Raw genomic sequence first — 17,809 nt, 5'->3', positions numbered from 1 at the left:
GTTTAGCACTTGGCTAAACCCACTATAGAACGCCATACTAGTTAGCCTTTGGCGCAACGTCCTGGTAGTTAATATCATCCCCTTGTGCTTGACGAACTTCATCGAGGTACATGATTACATCTTGATCACGCTTGGCATAATCACCCCATAAGTACCAACCGAATGATGGATAAACACCCATATCATCGTTATAACCAACTTTAATATTGGTACGATTAACTACGTGTTTACCATCGATCCATAGGTTTAGTTCGCCTTTATTTTCAAAAGGATTCGTTTTGACTTTTAGAACGAAATCGACCCAACGGTCTTGATAATCTGCTAGCTTGGCTGGTATCTCAAACGTTTTATTGCCTTCTCCGTGAGTGCTCGTGCTGAGTTTTTTACTGTCCCATGAATAACCCATGGTAAAGCCGTCTTTGACCAAGTTGATAGAAACTGGAGGGATGCGATTAGGTTCTTTATTACCATCTCTCGCACCATGTATCTGGAAGAACAATGCACCTTGCCCTTCTTTTAATTGTGTATCCTCACTTGGGAAGTAAGCGCTAAATCCATACCAAACCGTGGCAATATTACTCTGGGCTTTATGGCCATGAAACATAGCCTTTCTATCCGTGTTATCAAGTACTTTTGGGTCGCCATTGTATTTTGTTTGGTTGGCATGTTTCCAGTGTAGTCTAGCTGAGTAGTCTCCATAGCGAACAATCGATTGCTCCGCGCTAAAAGAGTGCGGCCCTTGTAATTGTGCGAATAAGAAGTTTTTTGGTAATGCAGTGTTTAGCCCTGGTTGATGGGTGCTAATACTTAACGTCGTGTTTTCAGCATTCCAGCCCCCTTGCTCGAACGATTCATAGATAACCGTTTTCAAGGGTGGGGTGGTATTATTCTTATTTTCTGTTTGAGTACTACAACCAGTAAGCACTAATGCTAAAGCTGGTAATAGATAATTTATATTTTTCATTAAATTTACTTCTTCATTTTAATCAAGTTATTAAAGGGTAAATTACCAACGGATCTGATACTTTTGCACAGCAAAAGAGGGCAACGTATTGTTAATTTCTACTAATGAGCTTCCAGAGAGATCACTAGACGTCGTTTCGCCTTGCTGCCATTTACCCCAATTTAGTTTATTTTTTTTGCCATATTTTGAGTAAGTTTGTTCATAAGCTTGAATACCCTTTTCATTTAATGCGTTTGCAACAGAAGCGGTGGGGTGGGCATCTTCTTTACGCCATCCACCTTGGCTCTGTGGTATGTTGGCTTTTGGGTGCTCAGCAAAAAATAATTGATCAAGGTTGCTTGTTTGATCTATCTGGGCAACACGGTACTGGAATTTTGTACCCTTATTTTGATCTACCCGTAATGACAGTGAAATGGGCTCTGGCTTTTGATATTCCATATTGTCTTTATTAAAATTAAACAACAGGACATCAATATTTTGGTTACCTTGCTTTTGAGAGAAAATACCATCGACGCGATTTCCTTTTACGGCTGGATCTCCGTTAACAGTATTGTTGTAAAACGTATCACCGACCATATCATTCAGTGCTAACTGGGTCATTGCCTCAGGACTGTACGATCCATTTTTAGCATTACCCCATTGAAAAACCTCTTTTATGTCTTTCTCTAGCATCATCTTTGATAGCATGGCAAAAAATGCAGAGTTATGTGAGGTTGCGACACTCACAAAGCCTGCACGTTTCATTTTTACTATGAATTTATATTCATGAATTTCGAAATTGGCATTTGGATTATAGTCAGGGTTTTCAAGGATCGGTGCTATCTGTTCCTGATATACTTGTTCCATATCCATTTCGTGAGGGTGGGTGATGTGCGGATAATATGAAATAGCTAAGAAATCATAAGGTACGTTATTCTGTTTTGCCCAAGTAACAAAGTATGGTGCATAGGCTTCTTCGGTATTACCAGTATAATCTACATACGTACTTTTATGACTTGCTTCTCTAAAGTGAGTACCTACTATCGCATCGGGTAGCACTGATTTAACAGCAGTAACAGTGTTTAAGTAATGATCAAAGAATTCTTGACGAGTAGCAGCCCAGTGTTGTGGTCGAGTGTCTATTTCTGAGCCAACTCTAAAGCGCCATTTCAGAACAACATCTTCGCCATAGGTTTTAACAAGGTGTGTTATGAAGGCTTCGATATAATTATGCCAAGCCTTAGGATCATTAGGTGGCAAACCATTCCCATATACGCCAACTCGGTCTTTTTCTAAATAATTTTTACCGTTTGGTTTATCTACAAATGTATAGCCTTGCTGAAATGCCCAAGGTGGGTTATCTAATACTATTTGAAAAACGTCCCAGTCATCATTGAGCCAGCTATCAATTCGTTTAGTCGCTTGATCGAAGTTGTACGTGTATTTTTCTCCGTCCCACAAGTACGTATCGCCCGTTAAATCTTGATTGTACCATCCACCTAACATGCGTACTGTATTGACTTTAGCTTTGCGGCCAAATGTTGCAGGTTTTGATTTTGGGTTTCCACGCTCTGTTCTTACTGCAACGTCAAAGAAATCGTAAATGATACCCGCTTGTTCAGTATCACTGGTAAAGTCAGCATATAACGTTGTTGACGGTTGGGCTTTTACATCAACCGTCGCCTCATTTTTTTCAGGTGATAACGCTGATTGGCAGCCGGCAGTACATAGGAGTGCCGGCAATAACATTTTTCTCAGTAGCTTCATGATTTTTCCTTACCTCATCTTAATGATTATTCACATGTCGTTTTTCATAAAACGAAGGTGCATTAAGAGGAAACTTGTTATGCAATAGTGCTTTTAAATGTTGTTCGAGTTCATGGTATTGTGGTCTACCTGAAATATTTGCTGTGGCTACATCGCTGGTGGTGTGATCGTATAGTTCAGTATCTTTAATTTCTTGGGTTGCGGCATTGCGCCATTCTGTGTAACGCCATTGACCGTTTGTGACAGAAACACCCATAATTTTCCCGCGATTAAATAAACTGTATGCTGCTTCTTTAAATTGCATATCAGGGTTACCAAGCAAAGGTAATAAGCTTTGGCCATCTACTTTCGGCATTTCTAAGCCTGCCGCTTGAGCAACCGATGGGAAAATATCAACATTTTCAACAAGTGCGTTTGACGTTACACCCGCTTTACGGTTTTCATGTGATAACTCACGACTGATAATAAGGGGAACTTTTGTGTCTAGTTCCATATTGGTGTGCTTATTCCACGCGCCATATTCCCCTAATTTGTAACCATGATCGCTCATCAGAATAACTAAGGTGTTGTCTCGTAAATCCATTTCATCTAAAGCTTGCATTACGCGGCCTACTTGAGCGTCCATGTAACTCACTGAAGCATAATAAGCATGTATTAGGGTTTTAGTGAGCTCGTCGCTGGTATCACCTTCTTTAGGTATACCGCCGTACATGCGCAGCTCGCCCCATTTAGTAAGCGCTAACCGATACATGTCGTCAGGTTTTTTTCGACTGGGCACGGTAAATTGTTCTCTATCGTACAGCTCCCAGTATTTTTTAGGGGCGTTAAAGGGGAGGTGTGGTTTACTAAAACCGACAAACATTAAAAACTTATCATCTTTAAGTTGTTTTAAAGAATTGATAGCATCCGTTGCTACTTTGCCATCTTTATAAAAGTTATCATCTACGTCGCCAGCTTCATAAGCAAATCGAGTTTTTTCGTTTTCCGGATTCGCGTAAAAGTTATCAAGCTTTTTAATATGCGTTGACCAATTTTCTTGATCGTCCGTTACACTATGATAAACCTTGCCTATGCTGATAGTTTTATAGCCGTTTTCCTTAAAGAGTTGTGGCATAGAAACAACATCAGGTTGATTGGGGCGTAAACGTCCATCTTTGCGAATTGTATACAACCCGGTCGTTTCAGGTCGTAACCCTGTCATAATGCTAACTCGCGAAGGCCCACAAATTGCCTGCTGTGCATAAGCGTGAGTAAATTTCACGCCCTCTGTAGCCAGCTTATCAATATTTGGGCTTTTTACATGCTCGTGTCCATAAGTACCAAGGTCACTTCGTAAATCATCGATCAGAAAAACGAGTACATTTAATGGTTCTTTGCTACTAGTATCATCCAAAGCATGTTGGTTTTGGCTTGTACTGCATGCTGTAAGTGTCAGCATTAATAATGCTGCAATTGCGTTAAATTTTGCCATTTATTACATACTCACCTGGTGTTAATCTTATCTTATGAGCAACATTTTTATTTTGCTGTAAAATCGTTACATCGCTTAAATGAGCCAAATCCAGTATTGCAGTGGAGTTTTTTGGTACTGTAAGAGAAATAGTTGCTTCATCCCCCTTTAATGTCCAACTAAGCTCAATGGCACCATTAGGTGTTTGTATTGTTCCGCCAACCTCATGTAGATACTGAGAAAATTGTGGAGATACTTCAAACTCTTTAAATCCCGCTTTTGATGGTGTGACACCTAATATCCCTTCATAGAACCATCTTGAAATAGTGCCGTAAGCATAGTGATTTAAAGAGTTCATTCCCTGCGGGTTAAAACCATCTTCTAGTGAATAAGAATTCCAGCGCTCCCACGTTGTTGTTGCGCCATTGTTAATTGAATAAAACCATGATGGATAGCTTTCTTTAAATAGTAATTGATAGACTAAATCGCTACGCCCTGCTTTTTGTAAAGCTGAAGCTAATAATGGTGTACCTAAGAAACCAGTGCGCAGGTGATTGTCGGCTTCTTGAATCAGTTTAATTAGCATGCTTTGAGCTGTTTTAATATCTGCTTGCTCAAGTAAATTGAACTCTAATGCAAGTAGGTAAGCTGTTTGTGTTGGTTCGCCTTTTTTTGGTATTAGGTTTTGATCAAAGAAAGTGCTTCTAAATGCTGTTTTTATCTGTTGATGCAACTTCGTTAGTTGCTCAATATCAGCTTGCAAATTAAGTACTTCGGCAGTTTTGAGCGTTAATTCGACAGAGCGAGCGTAGAAGGCGGTGCCAATTAGACTAAAATCAGTATCTCCTCGGTTTGCTTTTTTACCTTGTGCTTTTGGGTAAGGTTGTAACCAGTCGCCAAATGTTTGCATATTAGAAATGTGATTCTTACTTTGGCTCTTATGGTAATTTAGCCAATTCTTCATCATTTCGTAATTATCTACTAGCACCGACTCATCACCGGTCATTATGTAAAGCTCCCAAGGGATAATAGTTGCAGCATCGCCCCAACCTGAAGAGGTCCATTTAATCCATTCAACATACGGAATATATAAGGGGATTTTGCCGTTATCTGTTTGCTCTTCGCGCATACTCTCGAGCCAAGCTGACCAAAAACCATATGAGTCAGCCATGTACATCGAAGGTGTAACAAACGCATTAGCGTCGCCAGTCCAGCCTAACCTCTCATCTCGTTGCGGACAGTCTAATGGCACATCATAGAAGTTACTTTTAAGACCCCAGTTAATATTACTGAAAAGCTTATTTAACTTAGGGTGTGAAGAGTCAAAGTTATCGTAAAGTTTGATATCAGAATGTTGTACTAGCGCCTTAACCCAGCCTTTAGATGGGGTTTTTGATTTATCGAAGCCAGATAATTTTAAGTATCGGTATCCATGAAAAGTGAAGGTAGGTTTATATTTAATCAGCCCAGACTTTGATGGTGTAATGTAGTTTGTTGATTGCGCGCTTCGGTAGTTATCGGTATAAAACTCGCCCATGTGTAGCGCTTCTGCAAACTCAACTTTTATTTTTTGATTCGCTATACCAGGTACCTTTATTTCTGGCACCCCAACCATATTTTGACCAAAATCGAACACCACACTATCTTTTGAAATATTCATTATTTTAATCGGTGAAAGCTCATTGATAATTCTTATGGGTTCGTGTCTTTTTGGGCTGAGTTTAATCGATGGATCAATCTTTTGTGTATATGCACTCTGCCATGTAGCACTGTTAAAGTTATTTTTATTCCAATTAGGCTGCTCTAATGCTTGTGAATAATGCTCACCGTCGTAATTACTAGCAAAACGAATAGGTCCATTTTGTGTTACTTTCCAAGACTGATCTGTTGTGATCACTTGTTTAGAGCCATCTGTAAATTGTATTTCGAGTTGAGCAAGTAAAAGCGGAGAGTGAATATGATCTGTGTCTTTTAAATCTGCAATCCGGGCTGAAAACCAGCCACCCGCTAAAATTGATGCAAGGGTATTCTCACCTTGTGTTAGTTTGTGAGTCAGGTCATATGTAAGTGTTTCAATTCGTTTGCTGTATGGGGTCCATCCAGGAGTCATAACGTCGACTTTAGAAATTTCTTCTCCGTTAATAAAAGGTTTAAAAACCCCTTTGGAAGTAATATACAAGCGTGCTTTTTCTATTTCTTTGTTGATGTTAAATGATTTTCTAAAATATTGAGGAGTAGCAATAGTGCTTTTTGAAGGCTTGTTAGATTGTTTTGTATCTGGATGACCGACCCATTGCGCCTGCCAGTCGCTGTTACTTAATAGACCAAGCTCTATACTTTGAGGTTCACTCCATTGTGAAGCTTGATGTTTTTCATTCCAAACTCTAACGCGCCAATATACTTTTTGTCTTGAAGTAAACGGTTGACCTTGGTATTTAACCCAACCAGAATTTGATGAGTTTACTTTTTTACTATCCCATAAATCGGGTTGTTTAGAGAGTAAACTAAGAGTGGTACTTACTTGAACTTGATAAGCTGACTGGAAATTTGAATGAGCGGCTTTACCTATTTGCCACGAAAATCTCGGCTCACTTTCATAGTAACCAATAGGGGACTCAAAGCCTTCACCTACTTTTAAATCAACTGGTGCTGCAATTGATTCAAAAGCTGGTTGTGTTGGACTGGGTGTTTCTCTTTCACTGCTGCATGCCACGTTAAAGCATATTATTAATGCTAGCAGTAATGGCTTAACAATTATTTGAAATAAACAATGTTTTCTCGATTTATTCATTTTGTGTGTGTTTTTGTTAATCAATTATTTCTTTACAGTAACATTAAAACTGTCATTTTCAAGCTAAATGAGTCATGATTGTGATTGGTTTTGATTTTACGTTATGGTTAGTGATTGCAATTTATTGGGTAGATGAAATGAAATTAAATTTTAAAGCTCTGTTTTTTATAACCTTGTTAGCCATTGGGTGTAACTCCCATGGAGCTCAAAAGGAAGGGGGGGAAAGTGCAACGAATAAACGTCCCAATATTCTATTTATTCTCGCTGATGACCATCGTTGGGATTTACTCGGAAAAGATCATCCTATTATAAAAACGCCTAATTTAGATGAGTTAGCAAGTAAAGGAGTGAGCTTTTCTAATTCATTTGTTACCACACCTATTTGTGCTTCGAGCCGAGTGAGTATACTAACTGGCTTAACTGAGCGAACTCATGACTTTACTTTTAGTCGCCCTGCAACCGGTGTGATAGAGTCCGATAATATTTATCCTAAGAAATTGAAAGAACAGGGTTACACATCGGGATTCGTGGGTAAGTATGAAATCAAACTATCAGGTGAAGACTTTGATAGGTTTGATTATTTTGAGCCGTTGCTACATTCTAAAACGAATACTTATCGAGGGGATGATATCCCTCAAACTCATTATATAGCGCAAAGGGCAAAAGATTTTATTGAAAGAGCGCAAGACTCTACAAAGCCTTGGGTACTAAATGTTAACTTTTGGAACCCTCATGCACTCGATAGTGACAAGCAAGATCAATATCACTATCCAGCAAAATTTGAGAATCTATATTCTGATATAACAATTCCACCTGCTAAGTTATCTGATGATGCAACATTTGCAGCATTACCTGAATTCTTACAGAAGTCTATCGGGCGTGTCCGCTGGGAGTACAGGTATGCAAATGATGCAATGTACCAAAAAATGATTAAGCGCCACTACCGTGCAATAACTGCTGTTGATGAAGGCGTTGGTCAGATTATCGCTCAACTTGAAAAACAGGGTATGCTGCAAAATACAATAGTTATTTACACCGGCGATAACGGGTATAGCCTTAATGAACGCCAATTAGCTGGTAAATGGTTTGGTTGGGAAGAGGACCTAAGAGTCCCTTTAATTATTTATGATCCGCGTAATACTAAACAAAAAGGAGTAAGCATCGATAAAACAGTGCTTAATATTGATATAGCGCCAACTATTTTGGATTATGCAGATGTTGAAATACCGAAAGCGTATCAAGGTGATAGCTTAGTTGGTCTTGTTGAAGGTGAAGAAATGCCTTCATGGAGAGAAGAGTTTTTGTTTGAACATATGTATCAACCTAAAAGGGTATCGATACCCCCAATGGTTGGACTTAGAACAAATACTTGGAAGTTTGTTGATTTTTATAAAAATGATCACTTACAGCTCTATAATTTAAAAGAAGATCCACTAGAGAAATTTAATCTTGCACAATTACCAGAATATAAATCTAAAGTTGATGAGCTGCGTAAGCGCACTGCTGACTACATTAGTAAATATGAGAATGAGAGAAGTGAAGAAGTAAGCTCAAGAGCATCGTTTTTGAACTCGAGAGAGTGATTTAAAATTTTAGTTAGCTCAGCTGTACTAGCTCAGCGTATTTAACAAAGGTCGCTTTTTTAAACATAAAGCGACTTTTTCACTTTAAGGGGTAATAAAGCAGACTCTTAGGCTGTGTACCCAGGAGTAAAAAATATAGTCTGGTGAGCTAATCTAATCGTTATTTGCTTAAGATTGAACCAAGATAAGACCTACTTAATAATTTCATTTAACGTTACGGATGAAATATAACCCGCCAACTAAAACAGCGACAGTTAGCAATAATATAATCAAACATGTGATTTGTATTATGTTCATAAAGCATTCCCCCTTCGTTTCTATTATTTGCATTATATCAGAGCAATTTAAAAGTGCTATTGTGTGATATGGCTTGTTTAATAGTATGATATTAGGTTATAAAACCCATCTAGGCGGGTGTCTTACTCTACGGCAATGGTCGAATATATTTCACACCAAAAATCTTAAATCCTTTTTACTAAAAACTCACTATATCGTTCTATTTAAATCTTGGTTTGAGATAAAGTTAATACCCAAATTTATGAATACGTTTGCAGTGAAACATACTCAACATATAGCCTCCTTATGATGATATCGCTCTTTAGCATTTAACTTAAAAATCATTAATAAGGGAAATAACATGAGAAAGCACAGTATTTCGAAAACAATATTGGCACTTACAATTGCTAGTATTGTTGGTTGTTCTGAAGACACAAAAACAGAATACGTAAACGTTGTTGAAGAAGTCGAAGTCATCAAAGAAGTCGAAGTCATAAAAGAAGTCGAAGTCATAAAAGAAGTCGAAGTCATAAAAGAAGTCGAAGTCAGCGCACCTATTGCAAAAAGCATTGATTTAGGACCTTTCAAATGTACTGAAAGTGAATTAGAAGAAGATGCGGATAAAGATTGTCGCCTTTTTATCAAAGGTTCCATGAATAGCTGGGCAGCCAACCCCGAGGCGCAATTGCACTACCAAGGAGATGGAGTGTACATTGCATTGTTTAGCATGCAACCAGGTGAGTACTCTTTCAAAATCGCAGATACAGACTGGAGTGCAGAGCGAGACTTGGCAATAGGGTTGGATTCTGCAGCGGAAGTCGTTTTTGATACACCAATGAACTTACAGCGTAAATTTGACGATTTTGCAAATCAAAATATGGATATCACGGTAACAGGAGATGAAGATCAAGTATATCGCTTCACTTTAGACGCCTCTGCTGGTATTGATACTCCAAGTTTACTCATTGAAAATATTACCGCCACAGATGCTGATAGTTTATCTAAGCCTATGTTTTTAGTTGGGACATTCAATGATTGGACTGCAGCAGCTGACTCTGAATTTACTTATAAGGGGGCAGGTAATTACGAACTTATTATGAGCTTCGAGCAAGCTAAAACAATTAATTTTAAGATGTATCAAGGCTTAGAGGAACCGTTGGTCTATGGTTCATTGGAGAATAAGCCGATTAATTTGAAAGAAAGTACTTCTTCTTTAACTACTTACCCTGGTAATTCCATGTCCGCTAATGTTGAGCCGGGTACTTATATTTTTACGGTATCAATTCTAGGTGATGGACAACTTGCTGTGCCTCTATCTATGTCAAAGTTAAAAGCAGTTGCCCGCCACGATACAGTTACTGGTGTTAATGTATCAACAAGTTTGACCTCAGACGGAAGTGATGCCGTTGATACCTACCATTGGGTAGCTGAAGGTGATACTAATGTTAGCCTTAGTGATGATGAAACACAAAGCCCAGCATCTAGACGCCAGTTGGCAACAGCTGATGGAGTTGGGCGCTACAGTGTAACGTTAACAACAAACCAAGGTACTGAAACAGAATCCAGTGACAGTCATGATGTAGACGTTATTGCTCTTGATGAAGCAAAGAACGTTATTTTAATGATTGGCGATGGTATGGGTTATCCGCAAATAGCTGTCACAGGGGCATATAAGGGAGAGTCCTTATTTTTAGAATCTAGTAGGCATCGTGGTGCAATTAAAACAGCAAGTGCTGATACATTGGGTCATGAAAACTTACCTGAGATTGGAAAGAACTACTATACAGACTCGGCAGCAGCCTCATCAGCTATGGCAACTGGTCGAAAAGTTAATTCGGGTACAATTTCACAAGCAAGTCCTGGTGATCACTCGGATTTGTTGACAATATTGGAATATGCAAAAAGTTTAGGTAAGTCTGTTGGTGTTGTTGCCACATCTCATTGTGTTCATGCTACTCCTGCTGGATTTGCAGCTCATGGGCCTAACAGAAATGACTTTGCAACTTTAGCTGCAAGTATGTATGGCGATGTGAAACCTAATGTTACTTTCTGCGGTAGCAAACTAGTTGATGGCGTTGATGTCATTAGCTCCGAGGCTGAAAGTGCAGGTTATACGGTAGTTAAAAATAAAACAGACCTAATACCAGCCTTATCTCAATTACCAGCGGAAGATGATAGCGCCGAAATATATTTTGCCGGAATATTTGGAGAAAATGAGATTCCTTATATCTTGCCAATGTCAGGACAAAAATCTTATGAAGAACAAGATATTCCTCAACTGAATGAGATGGCTACTGCAGCAATCGAAATTTTGTCAAAAAACCCAAATGGCTACGTGCTAATGATTGAAGGCTCACAAATTGATTTTGCCGGACATATAAATGACACGGAAAGGGTGATTACGGAAACATTAGAATTCGATAAAACTGTCGAAAGTGTTATTAGTTGGGCTGAAGTTCGCACTGATACTATGGTTCTAGTAACCGCAGATCATGAAACTGGTGGTTTACAGCTTGATAAAACTAATGGTGTTGGTAACATTCCTGAAGTTACTTGGATGTGGGGAAGCCATACTAATGCTGACGTACCAATTTCTGCTTGGGGTGTAAATGCAGATGCCTTTGTAGGCCGTACCGTAGATAATACGGCAATTTATAATATCGTCCGTGGATCCTTGGATGTAAAGTAGGTAGCGATGTTTAGAAGGAGCCGAATGGAGTAATTCGGCTCCTTAGATAGTGCTAGTACTAGGAAACCTGTGCCACTACTTTTACTTGTTAAAGAGTAATGACGCAGAGTTTTGAACCCATCGATTAATCTAATTTAAAAGCTTTTACTGCTTGTTGTAGCTCATGAGATATAGTCGATAATTCATTCGCATTTTCAAGTGTTCCATCAGAGCTCGCAGCCGTTTTATTAGCTAAATCTCTAATTGAAACAATACTTTTATTTATATCTGTGGCTACATTGGTTTGCTCTTCTGCAGCTGTTGCTATTTGCGTGTTCATATTTTCGATAAAGGAAATTGACTCACGTATATCTTCTAGTGCTTTACGAGCAGTGACAGATTTTTCATAAGTAGATTGAGCTCCTTGCGTATTGGTTCCCATAAGTGATACTGATTGTTTTGCAGAGTTTTGCAGTTGTGTAATCATTAATTGGATCTCATCAGTACTTTGCTGGGTTCTGGTTGCTAAGTGACGTACTTCATCAGCTACAACAGCAAACCCTCTTCCTTGTTCTCCCGCTCTTGCCGCCTCTATAGCCGCATTTAGTGCTAATAAGTTTGTTTGCTCGGATATCCCTCTAATAACGTCTAAAATACTACCAATTCCCATGGTTTTATCTTCTAGCTCGGTGATCACCTGTTCAACTTCTTGCATGCCAGACACTAAGCTGGTGATGCTTTCATTCATAGAAGCAACGATTTCATTGCCTTGATTAGCATTTTCGTTTGCTTTTTGAGTTGAGTTTGACGCCTCTAGTGCATTACGAGCAACCTCTTCAGCTGTAAAAGTCATCTGGTTCATAGCTGTTGCAGTTAACTCAAGCTGTTCCATCTGAGTCTGAGAATCTTCTTTAACTGAGTGGGCGCTATTTATCATTGTTTCCGCTGAAGTATTAAGTGTTGATGAGGCATCATTAATATCGTAAATAATACTTTTTAGTTTATTTACCATCTGTTGCACGGCACCATAGATACCTGTTGGGTCGACTGTCTTGCTACTTGTTGATGTAAAGTCACCAGATGCAATTCGTTTGACTACTGATTCTATTTCGTAGGGTTCACCGCCAATGATTTTGTATAATTGTTTAACAAATACAAGGGCGAGAGCGATCACAATTGCTAGAGAGCACAATGAAACAAAAATTAGGTTTCTAATAAATGAGTTAAGTTTAGTTTCCCCATTAAGCCGTTTTTCTTGAATTGTATGTGCTATTTCATCAATATAAAAACCGGTTCCAATATACCAGTTTGTACCAGGAATCATTTCTAAATAGGCCATTTTCTCATAAATTGCAGAGTTATCACCTGGACGACCTGAAAGGTAGGTTAGATAACCGTCTTTTTTTGTCACAGATTCAATTTGTTTCAAAACACTTTTATTTTTACTTAGATCCTTCCCACGTATAGCTGGATTTCGTCCATTTGCCAGAGCAATACCATCTAGTGTCATAATAAAAAAGTAGTTTGTTGAGTCAAAATTGAGGGTATTTATAATATCGATCGCTTGTTCTTTGTTCCCTGTTGCGACTGGTTCTTTAATGGTATTGAGTGCTAAGCTAACTAAGCTTTTTAAATGATAGCGTTTAGCCTGCTTTATATCGGTTTGGTAGTGTTTTAAATCGTTCTCAAAAGTATCAATAGAATTGTTATAAGTAAGAACTACAAAAATTGCGATGATGGCAACAATAGGTGTGATGACGCTAAGTATTATTTTCTTTCTAAAGCTTAAATCCATATTTTTTCCTACCCTGCAAATACTAATTTGTTCCATGCGCGGATAGCAAGAACTGACATGCAAAACACGCATAAAATAAGTTGGGGAGTGACTGTTATAGCTGTTTTAATTTTTCTGTTTCTATCTGTATGCATATCACCAAGAGGATAATGGTGAGCCACTCATGGCGGTACTTAAACAAGTGACTAATGGATTAACTGACTAAATTTATACATGTGTGTTACCTATTTTTGTGTGTGTAAGTGAGTAATAAGGCAATCAACTTGAGTTTTGGTGATTGGTGTTGATTGCTTTTGGTTATATTGGTTAATGTTGTGTTAAATGTCAAGCTGTGGTTTTCGGGAGGAAAGCGAAAAGGTTCGTAATATACGCGAGTTACTTAACTATCGTATTTTTTCGGCGTTGTTTTCAAGACTAACTTCGATTGTAAGTGTGTGTATGCTTAGTTAAAGATATGCTCAAGCGATTGGTATTCTTTTTTTATACTTTCAATAAGTAGTGTGATTTTTTCTGGTTTATGGCGAGTATAAGGATAAATAGCAAATACACCTAAAGAGCGTGCTTTATATTGGTTTAGCACCTGTACAAGAGAGCCATTTTGTAGCTCGTTATAAACGCTGCATTTTGGAACGTAAATTATACCTATATCGTTAAGTGCTGCTTTTTTTAGTGACAAGGCATTATTAGAAGACATACTCCCTTTAACGAGAATCGATCTTTGCAAGTCATACTCAGTGAAGCGCCACTCATTGCCACCGTTTGCTTGTAAATCATAACAAAGACAGTTATGAGCTTTTAGGTCATCGATTTGTTCGAGTTGGTGTCTGGAAGAATTCAAATATTTAGGAGAGCAACAAACAACCCAGCTAGATTGCAATAAAGGCACTGCAATTAAAGATGAATCTGCGAGATCAGCTGTTCTTATAGCCAAATCTACACCTTCTTCAACTAAATCTATTAATTTATTCTCAAGCCTTAGCTCAATTGTAACTTTAGGGTACTTTTTACAAAATTTAGCGACTAAATCTGCTAAGAGTAATTCTCCTGAGATTGTGGGTACAGACATAATAATATGACCAGATATTTCTTGGGATAGCTCATTAATCGCAGTGAAAGCGTCATTTGCTTGCTGATTAATTCCCTTTGCATGCTTATACAGGAGTTTACCTGCATCTGTGAGGCTTAGTTTTCTTGTCGTTCTATAAAGTAGTTGGGTGTTTAAATCTTGCTCTAACGCAGAAATTTTCTTACTAATAACTGTTTTTGATAAGCCAATTTTTAATGCTGCCTGACTGAATGAGTTTTCCTCAACGACTGCTGCAAAAATAGCGAGTTCAGAAGCACCTATCATGAATTAGCCTTAATTATGTCTTATTTCGAAACAGTTTATTTATTTATTCTTAATATACACATAAATAAGTGCGGAGTATATTGTTTTGCTGATAAATAGGTAGTGAGTGTTTTAGTTAATGTGCTGAAAACGCAGTTGTGCAATGACGTTCACAGAACATAATAAAAACGTAGGAAAGAAAATTGCAAAGATTAATACCGGTACTAAAAAAAGATAATGTTGAGCTTGAATTAATTATGTTAATCCGAACAATTCTTGCGGCATCAAAAGAGATATCATTTAGAGTGAGTCAAGGGGCTTTAGCGGGCGTTTTAGGTTCTACATTAGATGAAAATATCCAAGGGGAAGTTCAAAAGAAGCTGGATGTTATCGCAAACCAATTACTCAAAGATATGTTATTGGATGATGATTCTGTTCGTGCTATTGCTTCAGAAGAAGAGGACTTTGTTGTTGCAGGCACACCCAAGGCCCCCTATATTGTTGCATTTGATCCATTAGATGGCTCATCTAATGTTGATATCAATGGGCAGATAGGCACTATCTTTACGATCTATAAGGCAAGAAATGATGTCCCAGATGATAGTGAGCTGCAATTTGCTCAAAAAGGTGATCAACAAGTGTGTGCCGGCTATGTACTCTATGGTGCTTCAACTTTACTTGCCATGACAACTGGTGGCCCTACGCGTTGTTACACATTAGATGCGACACATGGAGGCTATTTGTTAACTGAAAATAACTTTGAAATACCGGTAAAAACCAAAGAATTCTCAGTCAATATTGCTAACTATCGATACTGGCCTAAAAATATTCAGTCTTATTTTGATGAGGTGTTGTATCAAAATGATACATTTACTGGCTCATCTATGAGGTGGAATGCTGCTATGGTAGGTGATATTCACCGTATCATTAGCCGTGGTGGGCTATTCTTGTATCCACAAGATTCAAGAAGCGGTAATGAAAATGGGAAAATTAGGTTGCTCTATGAAGCCAATCCACTTGCTTTGTTGGTTGAAAATAGCGGTGGCTTAGCTACAAGTTTAGGCCAGTCAATTTTAGCAATTGAACCAACGTCACTTCACCAGCGGGTCCCTGTAGCTATAGGTTCAAAAGAGCAGGTTGAGTATTACTGTAAAGTTACTCAGTGAGTATTCAATAATAGATGAACAAAATTATCGCTAAAACAATTTCTTTTTATGCTTATTAGATTTGAAATGCGCTTCTTTATTAAATTGGTATTATTTGGTAGATAATGAGTGATTGTGATTGGATTTGTACTGATATAGTATGAAAGTTTGAAGGTAGTAATGATTTTTAAATCATGTTTAGACTGGAGCGTGTAGGTTTTGCTTACTCATATATTTGATATTGATGGTACTTTAACTAAAAGTGGTAATGATCTATGGTTTTTAACTATGCAAGAGTTATGTGACCCTAGCGCTTTTAAAGCACTTGTTTTGGAGTGGGAAGCCAAAAGTAAAACGTATGAAAACTCATATACACTGCTTGTAGGCACCCTCGATTTACTCCGGAATATTGAAAATGCAGAAGAAAAAATTTTCAATACGGCTAAAAAATTAACTCTCGGTTTGTTAGATAGTGATCTTGTACCAAAACAAGCTCTAATTACACTCAGGCAAAGTATTCATGCGTGCGATTTGATTGTATTGAGCACTGCTAATTATGTTGAAGCCGCAAAAGGTTTTACAGCAGCATTATTGGAGCGGCAATTAATTAGCCTGTATGAATATAATAGGCTCGTTATTCTTGCAACTAATACAGATTGGGAGAAATATTCTGTAGAGTGCTTTAATATGGGGGATGTTAAAATACATACTTTTTATAGATACTTACAACAAGAAAAATATCCATTGAAGGTACCTGATAAAGTGTTTATTGATGATCCCCAATTCAATGATGCGTCATTAGCTAACGAGTCGTTAGAGGTTGTGGTTGTCGATAATGCTAAAAACAGGAGTTACAAAAGAAACACGGGCTTTGAGCGAGTCTTTTGGTAACTTGATAATATTAACCCTTATATAAGCCCTAAATAAGGGCTTATATAGCTAACTTACACCGTTGCAAAAGGTACTATAATTACTTGAATCCCCAGGTTTTCAAAATCTTGTATAAGTTTTTTATCTGCGTTTGAGTCAGTGATTAAAATGTCGACTTCAGACAGAGGGCAAAATATAAAATTACTGTGCTGACCGAGCTTAGTACTATCGGCTAAAATAACTAGCTTTTCAGTCTGCTTCTTTAATTTTTGTTCTGATCTAATGAGTAGAGGGTCTGACTCCATTACACCAAACTCCCCTATCCCTGGAGTGCCCATGAACATCATAGTAGCCCGGTAGTTCTCTATGGTATCGCTTTCATACGAGCTAAGAATAATACCTTGATCTCTATAAATCTCGCCGCCTGGCAGAGAAACTTGATTATCACTATTTTCAGTAATGTAATTGGCTAAAACAAAAGAATTGGTAAGGATATTTAATTGTAAACTACATAGAAACTCACCCATCATATAAGTTGAGCTACCACCGTTTATTATAATAGAGTCTGCATCTGAGCATAGCTCTACAGCACGTTTCGCAATTAGTCTTTTTGTATCTGCTTGCTTGGTTTTATCTACACTAAAAGAAGTACTGGCTATTTGGTTTTTTTTCTTCTCTTTATTCGCAGACTCCGCACCGCCTCTGATTTTCGTAATTTCTCCGCGCTTGGCCATTTTTGTGATATCACGCCGGATTGTTGCTTCGGAAGCATTGAGTTGTTGAGTCAAACTTCTAACACTTGCGAATTGACTCTTTTCTAAAATATCAATGATCAATTGCTGTCTGTGCTTTTCAAGCATTGGCAACATTTGTTCACTTGACTCACTTTTTCCAGAAGATTTATTCATATTTACCGATAGATTAGCCATTTTAAAATAGTCTTCATAACATAACACAGTTTGATTTAAAAAGACAGTTTATGACAATAGGTGACTTTTGGTGGCCGTTTAATGTATTTAAACGTGATTTTCGCATATTGGAAGTTTTTATTTTAATCAAAAACTATTTCATAATATTTGATTATTTGACAATATATAACTATTCGGTCAAAATCGCTCAAAGTAATCATTTACAATCATATAACCTGAGGTTAAAATCATTCTGTAAATTTTTAACACTTTTGATGAAAGT

The 17,809-nt window shown here is 37.8% G+C and carries 11 protein-coding genes; 4 read left to right on the top strand and 7 right to left on the bottom strand.

The window, feature by feature from the left end:
• Positions 1-37: 37 nt before the first annotated feature.
• From B5G52_RS12725 to B5G52_RS12710, 4 genes are read right to left on the bottom strand one after another with little or no spacing between them, the layout of a single operon-like run.
• On the bottom strand, positions 38-964 hold the full coding sequence (locus B5G52_RS12725; RefSeq protein ID WP_087533021.1) for a heparin lyase I family protein: 927 nt from the start codon (positions 962-964) through the stop codon (positions 38-40).
• 42 nt (positions 965-1,006) lie between these two features.
• Positions 1,007-2,710 carry a hypothetical protein gene (locus B5G52_RS12720; protein WP_087533020.1) on the bottom strand — a complete coding sequence of 568 codons (1,704 nt, stop codon included), beginning with the start codon at positions 2,708-2,710 and terminating at the stop codon, positions 1,007-1,009.
• A 19-nt stretch (positions 2,711-2,729) separates the two neighbouring features.
• Entirely contained in the window at positions 2,730-4,181 is a 1,452-nt protein-coding gene (locus B5G52_RS12715) for a sulfatase (protein WP_087533019.1), read from the bottom strand.
• A complete protein-coding gene (locus tag B5G52_RS12710; RefSeq protein WP_087533018.1) occupies positions 4,168-6,951 on the bottom strand; it encodes an alpha-L-rhamnosidase in 2,784 nt (927 codons plus the stop codon). The genes B5G52_RS12715 and B5G52_RS12710 overlap by 14 nt, the downstream gene beginning before the upstream one ends.
• 137 nt (positions 6,952-7,088) lie before the next feature.
• Between B5G52_RS12710 and B5G52_RS12705 the strand changes: the two genes are divergently transcribed.
• Together B5G52_RS12705 and B5G52_RS12700 are read left to right on the top strand one after the other, a co-directional pair.
• Positions 7,089-8,534 carry a sulfatase-like hydrolase/transferase gene (locus tag B5G52_RS12705; protein ID WP_087533048.1) on the top strand — a complete coding sequence of 482 codons (1,446 nt, stop codon included), beginning with the start codon at positions 7,089-7,091 and terminating at the stop codon, positions 8,532-8,534.
• 637 nt (positions 8,535-9,171) lie between these two features.
• Positions 9,172-11,499 (top strand): alkaline phosphatase, encoded by a 2,328-nt coding sequence (locus B5G52_RS12700; protein ID WP_087533017.1) that lies wholly within the window; start codon positions 9,172-9,174, stop codon positions 11,497-11,499.
• A gap of 124 nt (positions 11,500-11,623) precedes the next feature.
• Here the strand turns inward: B5G52_RS12700 and B5G52_RS12695 are convergent, their stop codons facing one another.
• Both B5G52_RS12695 and B5G52_RS12690 read right to left on the bottom strand, forming a co-directional pair.
• On the bottom strand, positions 11,624-13,273 hold the full coding sequence (locus tag B5G52_RS12695; RefSeq protein WP_176372545.1) for a methyl-accepting chemotaxis protein: 1,650 nt from the start codon (positions 13,271-13,273) through the stop codon (positions 11,624-11,626).
• Between the two features lie 442 nt (positions 13,274-13,715).
• A complete protein-coding gene (locus tag B5G52_RS12690; RefSeq protein ID WP_087533015.1) occupies positions 13,716-14,624 on the bottom strand; it encodes a LysR family transcriptional regulator in 909 nt (302 codons plus the stop codon).
• Between the two features lie 182 nt (positions 14,625-14,806).
• Between B5G52_RS12690 and B5G52_RS12685 the strand changes: the two genes are divergently transcribed.
• Both B5G52_RS12685 and B5G52_RS12680 read left to right on the top strand, forming a co-directional pair.
• A complete protein-coding gene (locus tag B5G52_RS12685) occupies positions 14,807-15,769 on the top strand; it encodes a class 1 fructose-bisphosphatase (protein ID WP_087533014.1) in 963 nt (320 codons plus the stop codon).
• Positions 15,770-16,036: 267 nt separating this feature from the next.
• Complete coding sequence (locus tag B5G52_RS12680) at positions 16,037-16,639, top strand: hypothetical protein (RefSeq protein ID WP_140394322.1); 603 nt, start codon at positions 16,037-16,039, stop codon at positions 16,637-16,639.
• A gap of 53 nt (positions 16,640-16,692) precedes the next feature.
• Here the strand turns inward: B5G52_RS12680 and B5G52_RS12675 are convergent, their stop codons facing one another.
• On the bottom strand, positions 16,693-17,478 hold the full coding sequence (locus B5G52_RS12675; RefSeq protein WP_087533047.1) for a DeoR/GlpR family DNA-binding transcription regulator: 786 nt from the start codon (positions 17,476-17,478) through the stop codon (positions 16,693-16,695).
• Positions 17,479-17,809 lie beyond the last annotated feature (331 nt).

The organism is Pseudoalteromonas sp. A601 (genome assembly GCF_002165575.1).
In the GTDB taxonomy this organism is placed as follows: Bacteria; Pseudomonadota; Gammaproteobacteria; order Enterobacterales; family Alteromonadaceae; genus Pseudoalteromonas.
The sequence above is the reverse complement of the archived record's forward strand: the minus strand, read 5'-3'. Positions and strand labels throughout refer to the sequence as shown.